Annotated in this window: 14 protein-coding genes; 12 read left to right on the plus strand and 2 right to left on the minus strand. The window is 45.8% G+C overall.

What is annotated here, in order from left to right; genetic code table 11:
- Positions 1-13 precede the first annotated feature (13 nt).
- The gene (locus TCA2_RS22280) at positions 14-1780 is read left to right on the plus strand and encodes a sensor histidine kinase (RefSeq protein WP_152557826.1); all 1767 of its coding nucleotides are present in this window, start codon (positions 14-16) and stop codon (positions 1778-1780) included.
- Positions 1765-3390 carry a response regulator gene (locus TCA2_RS22285; RefSeq protein ID WP_047913808.1) on the plus strand — a complete coding sequence of 542 codons (1626 nt, stop codon included), beginning with the start codon at positions 1765-1767 and terminating at the stop codon, positions 3388-3390. The genes TCA2_RS22280 and TCA2_RS22285 overlap by 16 nt, the downstream gene beginning before the upstream one ends.
- Before the next feature lie 112 nt (positions 3391-3502).
- Here TCA2_RS22285 and TCA2_RS22290 read toward each other — a convergent pair whose 3' ends face one another.
- Positions 3503-4255 (minus strand): helix-turn-helix domain-containing protein, encoded by a 753-nt coding sequence (locus tag TCA2_RS22290; protein ID WP_052512271.1) that lies wholly within the window; start codon positions 4253-4255, stop codon positions 3503-3505.
- A gap of 272 nt (positions 4256-4527) precedes the next feature.
- On the opposite strand from TCA2_RS22290, the gene TCA2_RS22295 reads away from it, so the two are divergent.
- From TCA2_RS22295 to TCA2_RS22340, 10 genes are read left to right on the plus strand one after another with little or no spacing between them, the layout of a single operon-like run.
- Positions 4528-5898 (plus strand): extracellular solute-binding protein, encoded by a 1371-nt coding sequence (locus tag TCA2_RS22295; protein WP_047913809.1) that lies wholly within the window; start codon positions 4528-4530, stop codon positions 5896-5898.
- Positions 5899-5930: 32 nt separating this feature from the next.
- Complete coding sequence (locus tag TCA2_RS22300; protein ID WP_047913810.1) at positions 5931-8828, plus strand: extracellular solute-binding protein; 2898 nt, start codon at positions 5931-5933, stop codon at positions 8826-8828.
- Positions 8829-8886: 58 nt separating this feature from the next.
- Positions 8887-9804, plus strand: coding sequence for a carbohydrate ABC transporter permease (locus TCA2_RS22305; RefSeq protein WP_238546488.1), 918 nt, complete (start codon positions 8887-8889; stop codon positions 9802-9804).
- Between the two features lie 2 nt (positions 9805-9806).
- Positions 9807-10682 (plus strand): carbohydrate ABC transporter permease, encoded by an 876-nt coding sequence (locus tag TCA2_RS22310; protein ID WP_047913812.1) that lies wholly within the window; start codon positions 9807-9809, stop codon positions 10680-10682.
- Positions 10683-10697: 15 nt separating this feature from the next.
- The gene (locus TCA2_RS22315) at positions 10698-12161 is read left to right on the plus strand and encodes a hypothetical protein (protein WP_047913813.1); all 1464 of its coding nucleotides are present in this window, start codon (positions 10698-10700) and stop codon (positions 12159-12161) included.
- Complete coding sequence (locus TCA2_RS22320) at positions 12145-12780, plus strand: YIP1 family protein (RefSeq protein WP_047913814.1); 636 nt, start codon at positions 12145-12147, stop codon at positions 12778-12780. The genes TCA2_RS22315 and TCA2_RS22320 overlap by 17 nt, the downstream gene beginning before the upstream one ends.
- Positions 12781-12798: 18 nt before the next feature.
- Positions 12799-15369 (plus strand): DUF5696 domain-containing protein, encoded by a 2571-nt coding sequence (locus TCA2_RS22325; RefSeq protein ID WP_047913815.1) that lies wholly within the window; start codon positions 12799-12801, stop codon positions 15367-15369.
- Positions 15366-16268, plus strand: a complete 903-nt coding sequence (locus TCA2_RS22330) for a carbohydrate ABC transporter permease (RefSeq protein ID WP_047913816.1) — start codon at positions 15366-15368, stop codon at positions 16266-16268. Before TCA2_RS22325 ends, TCA2_RS22330 begins: the two co-directional genes overlap by 4 nt.
- A gap of 17 nt (positions 16269-16285) precedes the next feature.
- The gene (locus tag TCA2_RS22335) at positions 16286-17230 is read left to right on the plus strand and encodes a carbohydrate ABC transporter permease (protein ID WP_047913817.1); all 945 of its coding nucleotides are present in this window, start codon (positions 16286-16288) and stop codon (positions 17228-17230) included.
- 57 nt (positions 17231-17287) lie between these two features.
- Positions 17288-18973, plus strand: a complete 1686-nt coding sequence (locus tag TCA2_RS22340) for an RICIN domain-containing protein (RefSeq protein ID WP_238546489.1) — start codon at positions 17288-17290, stop codon at positions 18971-18973.
- An 84-nt stretch (positions 18974-19057) separates the two neighbouring features.
- On the opposite strand, the gene TCA2_RS22345 is transcribed toward TCA2_RS22340, so the two are convergent.
- Positions 19058-20200 (minus strand): glycosyl hydrolase family 8, encoded by a 1143-nt coding sequence (locus TCA2_RS22345; RefSeq protein ID WP_047913819.1) that lies wholly within the window; start codon positions 20198-20200, stop codon positions 19058-19060.
- Between the last annotated feature and the right edge of the window lie 86 nt (positions 20201-20286).

Genomic DNA, 20286 nt, shown 5'->3' on the forward strand with positions numbered 1-20286 from the left:
TTTTGCATTGGATGTGAGTGGATTGAAGATACCTGCCGAATCATGGTTTAATAGTATATTTGCACGATTAATCATCACCTACCTGGTCTTCGTACTTCCTCTAATTCTTCTCGGCGTGTACTTATATCAATGGAGTTATGACAATGCCAGCAAGGAAATATCCTTATCTGCAGAAAGAACATTGAACCAGTATGTAGCGGAGTTAAACCGGGAAGTAGAATGGATTGAGCTTCAGCAGTTTAATATCGCTGAAGATCGAAAACTCAATCGGCTGGCGATTCTCTGGGATATGATGGATCAAGTTGAGCGACGTGATACACTGAATTATTTATCAGAACGACTAGCGGCCTTCAAGAACAGCAGTGCCTATATTGAGAATGTCAATATTCATATTCCTACCGTTGGCAAGAGCATTTCCTCAACTATAGGAATCGACGACTTCGATGAGGACTCCTATGAATACTTCAGCTCAGGGAACCAGGGGAAAGGCACGCGCTTCACCATAAAAGAGGAGACAATAAACCTAAGTGCCGTTCGTCTATCTGGCAAGAAGAGTGAAGCAGCGCTGTTTGTTATACAAGTGGAGCTAGATACAGAACATTTTCAGAATGAATTATCTCGGCTTAACTTGTATCCTGAGAGTGTTACATTTCTGGTTGAGGACAAAACGAGACATGCCATCACGGATAAACAACAAATCAGCAATGTCATTCTATCCAATTATCAAGAGCAGAGTGTACAGGCTTCAGGTGACGAAGTGTGGATGAAGGTGGACGGACAAAGGTATCAAGTGACCCAGTCCCATATAGATGCCCTCGGTTTGTCCGTGGCTTCGTATATACCGGAAGAAATTGTAACCAGTCCCCTCAGCAAGTTCAATCATTGGGCCTGGTTGTTTGCAATCACATCATTTGTTGCGATTGCAGCGTTTCTTTATTCAAGCTACAAGCTAATTCACATTCCTTTACTACATTTGGTCAAAAGATTTAAAAAAATGGAGGCAGGTGTGCTGGATATCCCTATTGTCCACCATCGAAAAGATGAATTTGGATTCCTCTACTCCAGGTTTAATCAGATGATTGAAAATCTTCAGCTGCTCATTGATCGAGATTTTAAAAAAACAATGATGATGCAGCGTGCGGAGTTAAAACAGCTTCAATCGCAAATTAATCCGCATTTTCTATACAATAGTTTCTTCATCCTCAATTCGCTTGCAAGAACTGGGGAAACGCAGCGGATCGAAGAGTTTACGAATATGCTTGGGGAATATTTCAGATTCATTACCCGTAACGGGACAGACCAAGTCAGGTTGAAGGAAGAAGTAGAGCACTCAAGAATATATACCGAAATCCAGCAGCTCAGATTCTCAAGGCGCATTAAAGTAGATTTCGGAGCATTACCGCAGCAGATGGAACATATTCAGGTGCCCAGGCTCATTATTCAACCTATTATTGAAAACGCCTATGAGCACAGCCTTGAAAAGAACACGACTACAGGCCTCCTGGTCGTCCGCTTTAGCCTTATAGGTGAATATGCCGAAATTACGGTCGAAGATAACGGGTGTGAAACGAGAGAAGAGCTTATTCAAAGTATTCAAGATCGATTAGAGCAGGAAGATGGTACGGATGAAATGACCGGATTGATGAATATTCATCGACGTCTACGACTGACATATGGAGAAGGATGCGGCCTATTCCTAGCAAGAGGCGAACTTCAAGGCTTCAAAGTCACTATTCGAATTCGTGCGAAGGAAGGGGAAATCAAATGTATCGACTATTGATTGTGGATGACGAGGAAATTATTACAGACAGTCTGTATGAAACGTTCGCCAGAGCCATGCCAGACCGGCTAGACGTATGTAAAGCCTACTCCTCAAAAGAGGCTTTGCATTGGATGCAGCGCACTAGAATCGATATTATTTTGACGGACATTCGCATGCCAGGTATGAGTGGACTGGAGCTGGCAAAACAGATTCAAGATTATTGGCCGAATTGTCGGGTTATTTTCTTGACAGGACATAGTGATTTTGACTATGCCTATCGAGCTCTGCAATTACAGAACGTACGTTACTTGCTCAAAACGGAAGGCTATAACAAGGTGATGTCTGTTGTTGAAGAAGTGTTGGATGAGATTCATCGGAGTCACATGATGCTGGATTTGATGAATCAAACACGTGAAGTAACCTCCCAACTGGCAGCGATGCAGCAAGATGAATTTTTACGAAAATTACTTCAAGATAGTATGGCTGCTACATCTACGGCAAACGATTTACAGTATGAGTTGAACAAACGAAATATTGATTTACAGGCTGGCCACCCAGTACATATGGTCTTGGGTCGATTAAACCCATCGCTTGAGAATACATCTGATCTGACACGGGTTCAAGAATCAGTGCGCATTATTGGATCCTCGTTCATGCATGAGAACGCAGTATATGCAAGTGTTACAGACCATTCTGGTGATACTGTCTGGCTCGTTCAGATGAAACGAGAAGACGGGATGGCGGATAGCACCTTAGTAAAATTTCTGGAGGGTACACTAGAGCTGGTGCAGAATGCATGCATGGCTTCACTTGGCGTATCCATCACCTTCACATTAAGTGGGCGAGGCTGTAGTTTTGCAGAGATTACGAGACAATATGAACGCTTAAGATTGCTTCAATGGATGAATACAGGCGAGTGCATATCCATGGTACTCACAGACGATGACAAATCCCCCTCTACAGGATTTGCAAAAGAGTCCGTAAGAATTTCGAGCAAGATTGAGCTTATGTCAGGATATTTAGAAACAGGACGGATTCAATCATTCTATGACATGTTTGAGGAGCTTACCGGAGAATTGCTGCAGTCGGATATTACAATGGAGGGAGCTGTAGAAACCTATTATAACGTAGCATTGCTGCTACAGTCGACGATCAATCGTTGGGGACTTCAGCAGAATATTGAAGATCAAAGAAGCTTGCTTCATTTAGGGGAATTCACCAGTAGAAAAGATGCTGTAAAGTACTTATATCGTGTAGCTGATGAATTGGTATATTTCAAGAGATCGAATGAACAAGACGGTACGAATATGGCGATCCGTTCTTTGTGCAGCTACATTGAGGAGAACCTTGAAAAAGACCTCTCGCTGGTAAGACTGGCTGAGCTGCATCACTTTAACCCATCTTATTTATCGAGGTTGTTTAAGCAAGAGAAGGGGACGAACCTATCTGAGTTTATCGACGATTGCCGCATTAGAAGAGCGAAGGAGCTGCTGCAGAATACGGATCTCATGATCCGGGAGGTCGCAATAAAGGTGGGCTATGAGGCAGCACATTCGTTTACGCGGCTCTTCAAGAAACTCACAGGCATGACCCCTCAGGAGTACCGAGAATCTCAGGTAATACGCTAAACATAGGCAGCGGGAAATGTGAAGGGCAAGCCTAAATTTGTAAATGACCACAGGGACAGCCCTGTGGTTTTTTTTGGTGAAGCAGGAGCCATATTGGGATGGAGAATTTAATCTAGGCGGTGTAGCTCGTTTGTCTTCTGTAGGCATTGGGGCTTGATCCGGTATAGGCTTTAAACTTTTTGTAAAACCAATCGAGATCTTTGTAGCCTACCTCTAAGGCAATCTCATAATTTCGCAGACGGGTCGAGGACAAGAGGAGCTTAGCCTTCTCCATTCGCTGCTGCAGCATGTAGTCATTGAAAGACATTTTTTCCTCCAGCTTGAACTTTTGACCAAGGTAAGCACAGTTGAAATGCAGCATGTCGGAGATTTTCTTCAACGTGATGTCATCACATAAATGTTCCCTCACATAGGTCTTGACGACATGTATCACATGACAAGAATCCATTCGCTTGCCTCTCATATCCATAGGGTGAAGAAGAGACGATGACTCTGTATCCAGCTTGGCTATCAGTCCATGCAAACTGTGAAGAAAGGAAGAGAGGCAGACGGGAAAAGGGAGATAATCATTTACCTGATAAGTTAATGCTTTACGTACAAGTCTAAAGTGATCCCTGCCACCCATCAGGAGGATCGGTATCTGACTGAACTTACGTATGTTATGGCATAACCATAAAGCAGCCGTGTCACAACGCTCTGTATTTACGACAATGACAGAATAATCACTCTTCGTTAAGGCTTCCAGGGCAGCAGAAGAGGAAAATACATAATTTCTGATGGTGTAGTTATCGTTCCTATGACGCAGAAGCTGTTCCAACTCTTTGTACAGATAGCGGCTGTAATCCACAAGTAATATTTGATGCACGAAGCAATACCTCACTTTCTCTTGAATTAGGTATCCATGGATCAACTGAAATATAGCTTAAAACTATTATGGTAATTAAAGAAAGCGCATACAATATGCATATTTTTGTTGAATAAGCATTTCTTTACCAATTGGAAATTCATTCCTCCCGCTGTTCCGGGTTTAGGACACCTATCTATAATCTGCCAGGATAAACATCTGTATTTCCCCGGGTTGTTTGCGTTTTCATTCAAGATATAAACTTGAGAACAAATGATAACAGGGGGAAAACAATGAGAAGAAAAAATGTCTTGAAGTTACTAATTATGGTATTTGCAGTCATGCTATTTATCACGGCATGCAGCCCTGCTCCAAGCGCTGAACCAGAACCAGAAACGACTCAAGAAGAACAATCTCCAACAGAAGAACCGGCGGTGCCGGAAGAGGAAGTAGCGAACGAAATGTCGACACCAGAGATGGATTTTGACTTGGGGGGAAGGACAATTAAAGTCGTTGCCTGGTGGGATATGCAAATCCCAGATAACAACCCAGATAACATTCAACGGATTGAGAATTTGGAAGCATTGAAGAAAAAGCATAACTTCGAAATTGAATATGTTTCGATTGATTTCGGGGAGTATCAAGAGAAAGTGGTCGCTTCACTGATGGCAGGGGAACCGCTCGGCGATATTGTAAGACTGGGCAAAGACTACGCTATACCGGCTTTAACCAAGCAGGATCTGCTGTGGCCGGTGGATGAGTATATCAAAAATGACAAGGTATTTAATCAGAAAACCACTAAGGAGTACATGCAATATGAAGGCAAGGGGTATGGATTTACCGAGGATAAGTCCTCCTTCATCAATGGGATATTCTATAACCGTACATTAATGCAGGAGCTTGGCTTAAAGCCTTTGCAAGAATATGTGGATACAGATGAATGGAACTGGGATACGTTTATCGACGTAGCCAAGCAAGCAAATCAAGATCGAAATAACGATGGCAAGCTCGATACCTGGGGATTGGCACAAACGGGCCTGCTCGAACCGATCCTGTATTCCAATGAAGCTTCTCTGACAAATGAGGATAAACAGAACCTGGAAGATCCTAAGACGAAAGAGGCATTGAATTTCCTATCCAAATTGGCAACAGAGAAGGTCGGCAGAGCTTCTGAAGGCGGTGACTGGACAGAGCCCGCCACATTCTTCCGTCAAGGTAATACGCTCATGTATGCAGGTGCCATGTATGAGGTTGAAGGAATTATGACGGATATGCAGGATTACGACATCGGCTTCCTGCCGTTTCCAAAAGGACCTAGCGCTTCGGCCTATCATTCGGGTGAATCACGCTATCAAGCTTTGACCATTCCGAAATCTGTGGAGAATCCGGAACAGTTGATGTACATCTGGGAGAAAATTAATGAAATTGATTCCATTTATGAATACCCCGAACAATCCACACTGGAGACCTATCTGATCGATGAAGCCGATATCAATAATGCGAGAATGGTGGCAGAGGGCATGCTGGTTCTTGATCACAACACCTTCCCATCCTTACCATATTGGGATTTTGATGCAGAGCTCAAAGAGGGCGTATCCGTATCAACCCTGATTGAGAAATACAAGGCACCTTTCCAGGCCGCAATTGATGAGGTATACAAATAAACACGCAGTAAGGAAAGGGGATACATTGGAACATGCGGTCACGTAAGAATAAGGGACTCATCGTGGTACTTGTCCTGGCCCTGGCGCTCTCCATATGGACCCTATATCCATCACAGGATCGCAGGCCGGGAACGCTACATGCGCTTGAGGATTTTGAAGCGGTATCGGGCAGCGAGGATGAGCACAGCTATGAGCATTATCTGACTTCCCATGCCAACACGGCCCGACCTGATGAAATAGTTCGTATTGAAGGCGAATCGTATGCTCAGTCGGATGGCGGGGAGTTCGAGATCGTGGAAGGCTATGCCGGCTTGGAGGGCAGCGCCGTAATTACGCCAGAAAGAGGAACCCTTCGCTGGGATGTTCCAGTTCAGGTAAGTGGTCTGTATCACATCCGCATTCATTATTATCCTGTTGAAGGTAAGAGCTCGGGCATCGAACGCAGGCTTGAGATAAACGGAGAGATTCCTTTCAGGGGAGCTGACGCTCTCCTGTTTGACAGAGTATGGGGAAATCGGGAAGAGAACATACGCCAGGATGATCGCGGAAACGATCTCAAACCGAGACAAGTGGAACAGCCTGAATGGCAGCTTGCTTCCTTCAAGGATAGCGCTGGTTACTTCGAGGAGCCCTATCAATTTTATTTTGAGAAGGGCAGCCAGCAGTTATCACTCACTTCGTTAAGAGAAAACATGGCTATTGATTATATTGAATTGTATCAGGAAGGGGATGTCCCGTCCTATGAAGAGCTGGAGAAGACCTACGATTCGCTCGGCCTAAAAAAATCGAGCCCCTCCCTTCTTAAGATACAAGGGGAAGATGCGGTAAGTAAGTCGTCGCCGACGCTTGCGCCCATCTCGGATCGATCTAGTCCTTCGCTTGAGCCATACCACGCATCTAAAATTCGTATGAACGCCATTGGTGGTATGAACTGGAAGCTGCCTGGTGAATGGATCGAGTGGGAAATTGATGTACCTGAAGACGGGCTGTATCAAATGGCGTTCAAAGTGAAGCAGGATCAATTACGAGGGATCTATGCCACCCGCAGTCTAACAATTAACGGCAAAGTTCCCTTTAAGGAAATGAAGTGCATCAGGTTTAACTATAGCCCAACTTGGCAAACTCACGCGCTGGGTATCGAAGAGGATGAGCCTTATCAGTTCCATCTTGAAAAGGGCAAACATCGAATACGGTTAACGGTCACGCTAGGGGACATTGCTCCGCTGCTTCGAACCGTGGAATCCAGTGTGCTGGAACTGAACCAGATGTATCGCAAAATATTGATGATCACCTCTAATCAGCCGGATCCACTCCGGGATTATCAGTTGGAGCAGCGAATTCCAGAGATGACCGAGGTCTTTGAGCGGCAGGCAGATACCCTTCGCTCGGTTGCAGACTATTTGGAACAGAGTACAGGAGAGCAGAGTGATAAGGTCGCCGTATTGAATGCCATGGTGGTCCAGCTTGAGGATATGGCAGCTAGACCAGAGACGGTACCTAAAAGGCTGGATACGTTCAAAATCAATGTAGGTGGTCTCGGCACCTGGATTTTGATGGTCCGTGAACAACCGATTGCAATCGATTACCTTGTCGTATTACCGCCTGATGAGGAATTACCGAAGGCGGAAGCAACCGCCATTCAACAGGTCAAGCACGAGCTGGGTGCATATATCGCTTCATATACCGAAGATTACGACAGCATTGGCAATGTGGAGCGTAAGAAAGATTCCATCACCGTGTGGATTACGACCGGACGAGATCAAGCACAAGTGCTGAAAGGGATGATCGACGATTCGTTTACCCCGGATACTGATATTTCAGTACAATTGCGTCTGGTCCCGCCTAACATTTTGCTGCCTGCAACACTTGCCGGGGAAGGACCAGACGTAGCCATGCAAATGGGGGAAGACATCCCGGTAAATTATGCAATGAGAAATGCAGCAGCCGATCTAAGTGAGTTCCCGGATTTTCAAGAGATTTCGACGAGGTTCCGTGAAAGTGGCTTAACACCTTATCGCTACAACGATGGAGTGTATGCACTCCCAGAACAGCAGCATTTTCCTATGCTCTTTTACCGCAAGGATATTCTAAACGAGCTGGGTCTGGAACCGCCGCAGACATGGGAGGAAGTATATAACACCATCTCCGTACTTCAAAAGCATAACATGGAGTTCTATCTACCCATTGATGATACCTTGAACAACGCCAATTTAGTACCGAATGCGACCTTTGCCATGCTCTTATACCAAAATGACGGTACCTTCTATAACGAAGACGGGACAAGAAGCGCGCTGGATTCGGAAATCTCAATGGATGCCTTTAAACGCTGGACACAGTTCTACACCAATTATAAGTTTCCGCTCAAAGCTGATTTTCCCAACCGCTTCCGTACCGGCGAGATGCCAATCGGGATAGCTGATTACACTACGTATAACATGCTTACCGTCATGGCTCCGGAAATACGTAACCTTTGGGACTTTACGATTGTTCCGGGTACAGAACTACCAGACGGTTCGATCAGACATGAGGTAGCGAGTAGTACCAGTGCAGTGATGATGCTTGAAAATGCCGCCAACAAGGAGGCTGCGTGGAAGTTTATGAAGTGGTGGACCGATGAAGAGACGCAGATCGAATACGGAAGAGAAATGGAAGGCCTTATGGGGGCTGCTGCCCGTTATCCAACGGCTAACATTAAAGCCTTGGAGCAATTGCCTTGGCCAGTGAAAGATTATCAAAACCTGGAAAAGCAGTGGAAATGGGTGAAGGGTATCCCACAGCTTCCTGGAGGTTATTTTACAGGCCGGCATCTTGACAATGCCTTCCGCAAGGTCGTCAACGCCAGTGAAAATCCACGTGAGGCTTTGTCGGACTATGTACTGTATATCGATGAAGAGATTGAGCTTAAACGCAAGGAATTTAATCTGAAATAGAGGGAAGGGAGGGTAACGGTTGCAAGCCAAAACAACCAAGACGGCAGCCGCTCCTGCCATTCATGCGCGTCAGGTGGGCTGGTGGTCCCTTTTGAAACGGGATCTATACCTCAGCAGACACTATTACGTATTGATGGCACCGTTCATGATCATCTTTTTCATGTTTACTGTGATACCGGTGGGCATTTCGCTTGCCTTGAGCTTCTTTCACTTCAATATGCTGGAAATGCCGCGTTTTATCGGATGGCAGAACTATTCGCGGCTATTCCTGAACGATGACGTATTTCTGATTGCACTGAAGAACACATTGCTTTTTGCCGTAATTACGGGCCCTGTCAGTTATATCGCCTGCTTTTTGTTTGCTTGGATTATCAATGAACTTTCTCCCAAGATTCGGGCGGTCATGACGCTGGTCTTCTATGCTCCATCCATATCGGGAAACGTCTTCTTCATCTGGCTTATTATTTTCTCTGGTGACAGCTATGGATACATGAATGGTTTCCTGATGCGCCTTGGTGTTATTCTGGAACCCATTCAATGGCTCGCAGACGAAAGGTACGTGCTGACCATCGTCATTATTGTGCAGCTATGGCTCAGTCTAGGGACCAGCTTCCTGGCCTTTATTGCAGGCCTTCAAAATATTGATCGTTCGCTTGTGGAGGCCGGCACCGTGGATGGGATCAAAAACCGATGGCAGGAGCTATGGTACATTACACTGCCTTCGATGAGACCGCAGCTGATGTTTGGTGCGGTGATGCAGATTACGGCATCCTTCGCTGTGGCAGAAATTTCGATCGCGCTGGCAGGGTTCCCAAGTGTAAACTATGCGGCGCATACGGTCGTCACTCATTTGATGGATTTTGGTACGATTCGCTTCGAGATGGGATACGCTTCAGCCATTGCTACAGTTCTTTTTTTACTTATGCTGGGAACGAATGTGATGACGCAAAAAATGCTGAGAAAGATAGGTGAATGACAATGACTAGCAAAGTACGTGGCGTCTTTGGTATGCCGAAGAGACTTAACCGGTCATTTACCGTTAGCTTAATGTTATTTGCACTGCTGGCTCTGTTTGGAGCATTCATGATACTCCCGCTAATCTATGCTGTAAACAATGCCTTTAAGCCACTCGATGAGCTGTTTATATTTCCGCCGCGCTTCTGGGTGAATAATCCGACGACGGAGAATTTTGCAGACTTGATTAATCTGATGGGCAACTCCTGGGTTCCCTTATCAAGGTATATCGCGAATACGCTGCTTATAACGCTAGTGGGAACAGCAGGACATATTCTCCTTGCTTCTGCAGCAGCTTATCCGCTGGCCAAATATCGTTTTCCCGGGTCAAAAGTGCTGTTTACGATTGTCATTCTATCATTGATGTTCTCTCCTCACGTAACGTCGATTCCGAACTACATGGTCATGTCTTGGCTTGGCTGGATTAACACGCATACATCCATTATCGTGCCTTCGCTCGCTTTCTCGTTAGGACTCTTCTTAATGAAGCAGTTTATGGAGCAAATTCCTAATGCATTGCTGGAGGCAGCCAAAATCGATGGAGCGAGTGAATACCGAATTTTCTGGAGCATTGTGATGCCCAATGTGAAACCGGCCTGGCTTACGCTCATGATTCTGCAGTTCCCTGCGCTCTGGGGCACGGATGGCGGGAGCTTCATTTACAGTGAAAATCTCAAAACGCTGCATTATGCACTGAGTCAGATTGTTCAGGGAGGGATAGCAAGAGCGGGAGTTGGGGCTGCTGTTGCCTTACTGCTCATGATTGTACCCATCACCCTATTCGTCATTTCCCAGAGCAGCGTCATGCAGACAATGGCCACTTCGGGCATGAAGGAGTAGAAAGGAGGCAGCGACGTGCAGAAAAGCATATGGAAAAAACATAAAGTGATCATCTTGGGCATAGTCTGCCTCCTGTTATTCAGTCAAGAAGCATCCTACGTAAGTGCAGACACCAATTCAGATGCTTACCATTATTCCTACTGGGGCGATACCGTTCCAGCTCCAGCGGCATATGAGGCAACCGAAATCATCACAGGCAAGGAGCTGAACACGGTCCATTTCAAAGAACCGAGCGATATGCATGTAACAGAGAATCAACACGTCTTTATACTGGATTCTGGCAATGGCCGGGTTATTGAAATGGACCACACTTTCAAGCTGGTGAGAACAATTGACTCATTTGAACGGGAAGGCAAGGAAGAATATTTTAATAATCCCCAGGGACTGTACGTTACGAATAAAGGCCACCTGCTTATTGCCGATTCAGATAATCACCGGGTTGTGCATCTAGATGAGGAAGGGCAACTGGTTAAGATTGTGGCTGAACCGAAATCGGATCTGTTAAAGACGGATTTTATATTTAAACCGTTACGGATCGTCATGGACAAGGGGGAACGGATCTACGTCATGGCCGAAGGCGTTTTTGATGGATTTATGGAGTTCAGCGCCGATGGCACCTTCTCTTCCTTTATCGGAGCAAACAGGGTTCAGGTTGATCCGGTGGAGTATTTGTGGAAACGATTCGCAACCCGTGAGCAGCGCAGTCAGATGGTCATGTTTACCCCGACGGAATTTACCAATCTAGATATGGATGAGGAAGGCTTCATTTATGCCACAAGCGGCGATCGCGGTAAAGATTCTATCAAGAAGCTGAATGCCCAGGGAACAGACATCCTGCGCAGAGAGGGCTATCAGCCGCCTCAGGGCGATCTAGTGTACACCAACGAAGCCGGACCATCACGCTTGATTGATATTGATGTTGGTGATAGTGACATGTATTCCGTGCTGGATTCCAACATGGGAAGAATTTTCACCTACAATGGCGACGGTTATCTGCTCCATATATTTGGCGGTATTGGCAACCGACGGGGTCAGTTCAATACACCTGTGGCTCTGGAACGTTCGGGCGATCGCATGCTCGTTCTCGATAAGTCGCTCGGCGAGATTACGGTCTTTCAAACGACGGAGTACGGGCGCACGCTGCATGAAGCGGTACGCAGTTATTATAACGGCGACGAAGATCAGTCCTCGGTCATGTTTGCCAAAGCTGCTGAGATGAATGCCAATCTGGAGTATGCCTATGCGGGAATCGGCAAAGCGCTGCTTCGCCAGAAGGAGTATGAGGATTCTGCGCAATACTTTAAGCGGAGTATGGAGCGCCAAGGCTACTCCAAAGCTTTTCTTTTGTTTCGCAAAGAATTGATGCGTGAGCATTTCTCATGGATGATGTCTGGCTTATTCCTGGCTGCAGCTGCGTTTGTCACCGTCATCATTGTTCGCAGACAAAAAAGGAGGACAGCGAATGCAGACGTCAAGTAAGCAATTATATCAGTACCCATTGCATCTCATATTTCATCCATTCAATGGATACTGGGAACTGAAATACGAACGGAATCAGAAAACAACACTGCTGATTGCATTCCTAATTCTAGTACTTTTGGTTATCACTAAAATTTTGCATGCCCAGTACAGCGGTTTCCTCATTAACTTCAACAATCCGAAGTATCTGAACAGCCTGCTTGAAATGGTATATGTCATTATTCCGGTACTGTTCTGGTGTATTGCCAATTGGTCTTTAACCACGCTTATGGACGGGGAAGGTAAATTCTCTGAAATTTTTATGTCTACGTGCTTTGCACTGGTGCCGCTGTTTCTCATTCATTTTCCATGGATTTGGCTGAGTCTCGTCATTTCCGCACAGGAAACTGCATTTTATTACTTCTCTAACGCACTTGCAGTCGGCTGGACGTTATATCTGTTATTCGTGGGAAATATGACAGTCCACCAGTATACGCCGGCCAAAACGGTGCTGACGATGCTGCTCACCCTAGTTGCTATGGCCTTTATGGCATTTCTGTGCCTATTGTTCTTTAGCCTTGTACAGCAGATCGTTTCCTTTGTTGTAACTATTTATCAGGAATTAGTGCTTCGGGGCTAAGGAAGGAGGAGATATACAATGAAATATGCCGTAGCCAAAAGAATCAGCGGAATGCTGCTCATTGGCAGTCTGCTTCTCAGTGGTTGTCAAATCTCGCCAGCTTCCCAGGTCCGTGAGACGGCGACTACTGTTGACCAAGCTGAGGTTCCCTCCCTGCCTCCCGGAGAAAAACTGAAATCGTCTTTCAGCGATGCTCGTCTTTCAGGCATGCTTGGAATCGCCCAGAATAATTCGCTTCAGCTGTTCATTCACGAAGAGACTGCTGAGATTGCAGTTGTTCACAAACAGAGCGGTCAAATATGGCGAAGCAATCCAGCTGATCGTGACAAGGACGGAATCGCAACCGGGATTAACAAAGATCTTCTCTCATCACAAACAAGACTCAGCTTCTTTAACAGTCTGGGTCAGAGCAGTTCCGTAAACTCTTACACGGATAGTGTTGGACACAAGCAGGTAAGTTATGAAGCGATTGATAACGGAGTTCGGGTTCATTATCAGTTCGGAAGCACTGAACGCTCCATTGAAGATTTGCCAGTGAAGATCAGCAAAGAACGATTTGAAGAGAAGCTGCTCTCCCAGCTCGACAGCGCTGGGCAGCGTGCATTAAAAATCGGTTATACAGAAGACAAGGAAGAAGGAATCTACACTCGAAATGATAAGGCGCTGCAAGGACTTCAGCTTTCCAGAGCTTTAAAAGCCTTTGAGACAGCCGGCTATACGGAAGAAGATCTGGAACAGGACCATACCGAGCATGGGATTGAGCTTGAGCAGAGCGGGCCGCGACTGTTCATGCTCACCATGGAATATGAACTGGACGGTGAGGATCTGCTTGTATGTATACCCTCCTCCGGAATTCATTTTCCAGAAGAATATCCGGTTAACACGATCTCTGTTATGGATTATTTCGGAGCCGGTGGTTCAAATGAAGAAGGCTCCATATTTGTACCAGATGGTTCTGGGGCATTGATTCATTTTAATAATGGCAAAGTCCAGTATCCTGCGTATCAGCAAGATATTTACGGCCCGGATATGACAATGAAGGTTCGCGAAGTCAGCTCAAATGAAGCTAAAGCCAGATTGCCCGTCTTTGGACTAATTCGGGAAGAAGGAGCTTTTCTGGGGATTATTGAGGAAGGAGATGCTGTTGCGGTTGTCAATGCTGATATTAGCGGCAAGCTAAACAGCTACAACAATGTATATCCGAGCTTCTATGTGGTGAACAAGAGCGATGTAACCCTTCAGGCAAGTGACATGGTCCGAACGCTTCCGAAATTCCAGGCCAAACCGACCGCATCCGACTTCGTCGTTCGGTATGCTTTTGTCGGCGCAGAGAAGGCATCTTACTCGGGCTTGGCCTCTCTCTATCGAGATTATCTGCTGCAAACGGGCGGCCTGCCCGAGTCCAAGACCAGTAGAGAGCAGAACAGCCTTCCGTTTTATCTTAAACTGCTTGGCGGCATGACCACTCGCCAACATATACTAGGCATTCCTTATGATTCTACGGAGGCATTAACTACTTTTGACGAAGCTCAAAATATACTCTCCGCGCTGAAAGAAAAGAAGGTGTCAAACATTCTAGTTCGCTATGCCGGTTGGTTTAATGACGGTCTTTATCATCGGATGCCGGACTCCATTAACGTGGATCGTGCTATTGGCGGGAAAAAGGAAATGCGCGAATTCAGCTCCTTTACACGAGAGTCGGGGATCGGCTTTTATCCGGATGTTGCTATGTTGAGTGTACAATCCAAAAAAGGTTTTAGACCATCTAAAGAAGCTTCACGAACGTTAACACAGGAACCAGCGGTCATCTATCCTATGGACCCGGCAAGACAGCGGCGTAACTTGGATCGATCTCCATCCTATGTGCTTTCTCCCAATTTACTAGACGAATTGACGGAAGAGATGCTGAAGGATACAGCTCCTCTTCCGATGGATGGAATTTCTCTTAGGGATCTGGCAGAACAGTTGAACAGTGACATGAATCCGAAGAAGCTGCTCGATCGAACGCAATCGCTTAGTGTCGTAACCAAGGCACTCGAACAGATTAAACAGCAGACGGGCTCCGTTGTTGCGGATGGCGGAAACGGCTACGCGCTGCCTTATGTAACAGACCTGACAGATGCTCCAATGACAAGCAGCCGCTTTAAGCTGGAAGATGAAGAGATTCCGTTCTATCAACTCGTTCTGCATGGGAGCATCAGCTATACCGGCACTCCATACAATCTCTCAACCTATACGAACGCAAGACAATATGTCCTGAAGCTGATTGAATATGGAGCGAGTCCTTATTTCGCCTGGTTCAACGCCCCGAATCATGTTGTGAAAGAGACCGATTACGATCACCTCTATGCGTCAAATTATGAGCAGTGGATCGACCTAGCTGCCCAAATTTACAACGAGGTCAATCAGGCGAACCTTCCGTTTGCCGGGCGTTCAATGAAGTCACATGAATCCCTCGCGGAAGGCGTATTTCGAACAACGTATGAAGGCGGAGGGTTTGCTATCGTCAATTACAATGACTTCCCCGTGGATGTGGAGAACTATACCGTAAAAGCTCTTAGTTACGTGACTGGTGGTGAGCAGCTCTGAAGACACTTCTGAAATGGAAATGGGGAAATCGCACGTATGCTCAGCAGAAAGCCCTGTGGGGCGTAATCTACGTACTGCCTTGGTTTATTGGATTTGTATTGTTCTTCTTCATTCCTCTAATGGCTTCGTTGCGTTACAGCATGAGTACGATTCAGGCTAATGCGGAAGGCATAGCGATTCAATTCACCGGTGTCGTCAATTATGTTCAAGCGCTCACCGTTAATACCAGCTTCAACCGTGCATTGATTGAGTCGGTAACAGACGTACTTGTCAACGTGCCTCTTATCATCATATTCAGCCTGTTTCTTGCCGTCATCCTGAATCAGAAATTCAGGGGTAGAGCCTTGGCACGATCTATCTTTTTCCTGCCGGTTATTCTGGCATCAGGCGTTATTATGTCACTGGAGAGCACCAGTTTAATTGAAGCAGTTAATCAGAACAGCACGGGCGGAAGCTCGCTCGGCACGTTAGAACTGGAGAAATTGATGCTTGATGCAGGTGTAAGTGAATGGATCGTCACGTACTTAAGCAGCGCAGTAGATCGAATCTATCAGATTGTCAGTCAATCCGGCGTACAGATTCTGATCTTTCTGGCAGGTATTCAAACCATCTCTCCTCAATTGTATGAGGCATCGAAGATCGAAGGCGCAACCGGCTACGAAGCGTTCTGGAAAATTACTTTTCCAATGGTCAGCCCGCTCATCTTCGTCAATGCAATCTATACCATTATCGATTCATTTGCCAATAATGCCATGACGGAACTGATTCGGGAGACCGGCTTCGTTAAGTTCGACTTTGGCTTAAGCTCTGCCATGGCATGGGTCTACTTCCTGGCTATCGCCATCATTTTAATAATCGTAACGGTTATTTTTTCGAAACGTGTGTTCTATCAAGATTAAAAAGGAGGATGTCCCGCGTGAAGACATCACGATTGTTATCGCTGGAGCATTGGAAGGGCTGGCTGTGGGCCATGATCCGTTTTGTTCTAATTACCGGACTTTCCTTTGTTATCCTCTTCCCAATATTCCAGAAAATTTCGACTTCCATTAAGGATAAGGTTGATCTTTATTCTGCGGTAGTTGTGTGGATTCCTCAGAACTTCTCCATTGAGAATTTTAAACAGGCGATTCAAGTCATGGACTACTGGGAAACGCTGTTCAACACTTTTACACTCTCTGCCACAACGACTTTGTTAACGACGGCTTCTTGTGCACTTGCAGGATACGGGTTTGCAAGGCTTAAATTCAAAGGAAGCAGCTGGCTGTTTGCAGGCGTGATCCTGACGATTCTCGTGCCGCCAACGACCATTCTCATTCCCGTGTATTTAAATTTGAAGAACTTTGATCTTTTGGGGCTCATGACCCTCATCACGGGTAAACCCGTAAATTTGCTGAACACATATTGGCCATTCATACTTACAGCAGTGACAGCCAATTCGCTTAAGGCAGGCTTGTATATTTTTATCTTCCGTCAGTTCTTTAGGGGGATCCCTAAGGAAGTGGAAGAGGCCGCTTACGTAGATGGAGCAGGTATTGGTCGAACCTTTTTTAGAATCATGCTGCCTAATGCCATTCCATCTATGGTGACCGTCATGCTGTTTTCCTTCGTGTGGCAGTGGAATGACAGTTTTTATACAACCACGTATCTGACCTCCAGCAAGGTCATGTCGACGCAATTGTCGTCTCTTCCATACAACCTTGCTCAGCAGGTCGGGGATGGTGCCTCCAAGGCAGATCCTTTTTACCTAAGCATGATTCAGGATACAGGGATTCTACTCGCGATCCTGCCTTTGATTGTGATCTATCTCTTCGTACAGCGCTACTTCGTAGAAAGTGTAGAGCGTTCGGGAATCGTCGGTTAGAACCAAACATTATATCGCAAACCATCTGATAGATTAGGAGGGATTCAAGTGAAGAAGATGATGACATCTTGTAAGCTTCTGCTTATTCTAGCTTTGCTGATTACCATTGCTCCATGGGGAGGCGGCCGCGCCGAGGCTTGGGTGGGTATGCCAATGGGGAAGCTTCATGTAAGCGGTAAACATCTGGTCAACAGCAACAATCAGCCGGTACTTCTAAATGGCTGGCACCAGCCATCTGGTGCATACTGGACATACCAGGACAGTAATTATTATCTCAATCTCCACGGTAATGATCGGCATAAGGCCACGCTTGCTTATCTAAAAGATATTACCGATACGTTTACAGATACAAGTCCGAAATACGGAAGCAATCATGGATGGAACATGAACCAAGTGAGATTATTTATCGATCGCCAAGACATGGGGGACGTGGCCGCTGGTACATATAATTTTGCCGGAGTGCAGACGGTCACACAAAACGTTATCATCCCGTACATTCAGTATGCGAAGACAAAAGGGGTATATGTCGTTTTGGGACTCGACTTTACATTGAAGGACGAGCAAGCAACGACGGCTTCAAATCTACAAAAATTCAATCAAATATGGGGTTATCTCGCCTCCCGTCCGGAAATAAAAAGTGCAGATAATGTTCATTTTGAGCTGATCAATGAACCGGTGAAGTCGTATGCCAACGGTCATTGGGGTGGATACAATGGGGAGAATGATTTTGTTGACCATTGGAACGATTTACGCAATTTCCAGAATTCGATCATCTCCACGATTCGCAGCCAGGGTGCGGACAATGTAATCTGGGCGGCAGGACTGGGTTATAACCAATTTTATAGTCTAACTGCAAGTCATCCTTTGACGGATCCGCTGAACAATTATGGGTATGCGGTTCACTGGTATCCAGGTTATGGAGCTTATGACAATTTCTCAATCTTACAAGAGCAGTGGAACACCAATGTAAAAGCAGCCGCAGACAACTATCCAATTAACGTAACTGAAGTGACCTGGTTCAAGAACAAGCCTGGAGATTCGGCTTACTGGAACTTGTTTAATGGCAGCAATGAAGGTTTTGGAACAAATACCAAAACAATCTTTAATGCAGCGGGCAACGTGAGCATTGCTGCTCATATGAATGGGTTCATTCTGGAGCCGGGACAACGAAGCTCCTTTGCCGATCCTACGGCAGGACTAAAATGGGATGGAGATACTTCTCGAAGTGCAATGGGGCGTTTCCTGTTCAATTGGTACTATGAACGCGCTCAAACCTATCCGGGTAGTGGATCGACAACTGGCCTGATAGCAGGTATGACCTACAAAATCGTGGCAAGACATTCTGGCAAAGTCATTGATGTTCCAGGTGGGCAGAATGTGAACAATCTTCAGCTGCAGCAATGGAGCGATCTGGGGGGCAATCCTCAGAAGTGGGTGCTGAACTCAATTTCTGGGGGGAATTATATGCTGACTAGTGTAAACTCCCCGGATAAGGTCATCGATATTCGCAACGGGACATTAACGAACGGCGAAGCTGTACAGCTGATGAGCAACTTGAACACGACCGCCCAGCATTTCAAAATCAATGATTTGGGGAACGGATACTGGAGCATTATCAACGTAAACAGCAACAAGGCAGTTGAGGTGATGAACTCTTCTACTGCCGACGGTGCTAAGCTGCAGCAAAACGATTATACGGGGGCACTGAATCAACAATGGAAGTTTGTTCCCATCAGCAATTAATTTGACGCATAAAAGGACTTCTCTGAATCGATGTTCAGGGAAGTCCTCTTTCGCTTGAGTAGGAGTAGAATGTTAAGCTGGTTATTAGTAGATACGATATCTGCCGCTTAATGCCAGCAGACTAAAGAAATATAGACAATTGTCGTAATAGCGACGCTCGCCTTGACGGAGAGGCGTGTTCCAAAATTGGCGGACAAACTGGTCAGCATGGGGGCCGTTCGCAGCCAGTGATGCCATGGCATTAGTAGCAAGCAGACCAATTGGATGCAAGGATGGCTCGTCGAAGGGCTCACCATCAATCGTGTATCTACGATAATCGGATACATCAATGTCACTGAAGAAGGACTGAATCCGATTGGATTGTTCAATCTGCCAGGGATCCTTGCGAAACCATTCCCAGTCCATAGCAATATTCGCTGCAACCCGATATGCATCACTGTAGAAATGTCTAAAATCACCGTGTCGTTGAATCGGAGCCGGAGAACCGTCATAGTTCGCATATTCAGGAGATAGTCCAGTTACCGGGTGACAGGCTGTATGCAGGTAAGCTCGGCTTGCCGCTGCTGCTTCTTTCCAGAAGGCTTGATCTCCTTCATCCGCATAAATAGCAAACAGTTCATAAAAGTGAGGAAGATGATAGGAGGGATCAGAGAATGACGATTCCGGTACAAACTTAATTAGCCGGTTATGAGGATCCCACATGGGATCGCCTTCGCCATCTTCACCTTGATGTACGCAAGCTTTAAGGATTTTTCGAGCTTGTACCTTGTAATCATACGGTGCGGCGCGATCACCCCAGCGGTTCGATGCAAATATCAGGGCCATGGCGAAAAACTCTTCACCGTCAGGTGCAGGACCTTGTGACAGCCGGGTTCCGTCAGGCTTGCAATGCCACGCAAAATAATCCTTGTAACGACCCTCAGTATGCTGCATAAACGTGTGGGAATAATTCCAGAGTCGATCGAATTCTTCTTTCTTGTCCATCTGTACAGCCATCATCATACCATAGGACATTCCTTCAGAACGAACATCATGATTGCCAGTGTCAAGCATGTAACCCTTGTCCTCACCCATCGGATAATAGATTCGTGTGTTCTCATCTCCATATAACAAATCGTTCCATGTCTTCTCCAGTTTTGCGATAATCTCCTGTTCGTCATAACCCAGTTTTTGAAATAAGTTGGTGTATGCACCTGTATTGTAAGCGCCCTGACTTAACGTATTCATTGTTGATCTCCTTTTGTAAAGATTGTTTATGAAATTATATCATGCTTAAAGTGTATAAATTAAAGCGTTTACATAAAAAATCACAG

The organism is Paenibacillus sp. TCA20 (genome assembly GCF_000732325.1).
GTDB classification, from domain to species: Bacteria; Bacillota; Bacilli; order Paenibacillales; family Paenibacillaceae; genus Paenibacillus; species Paenibacillus urinalis.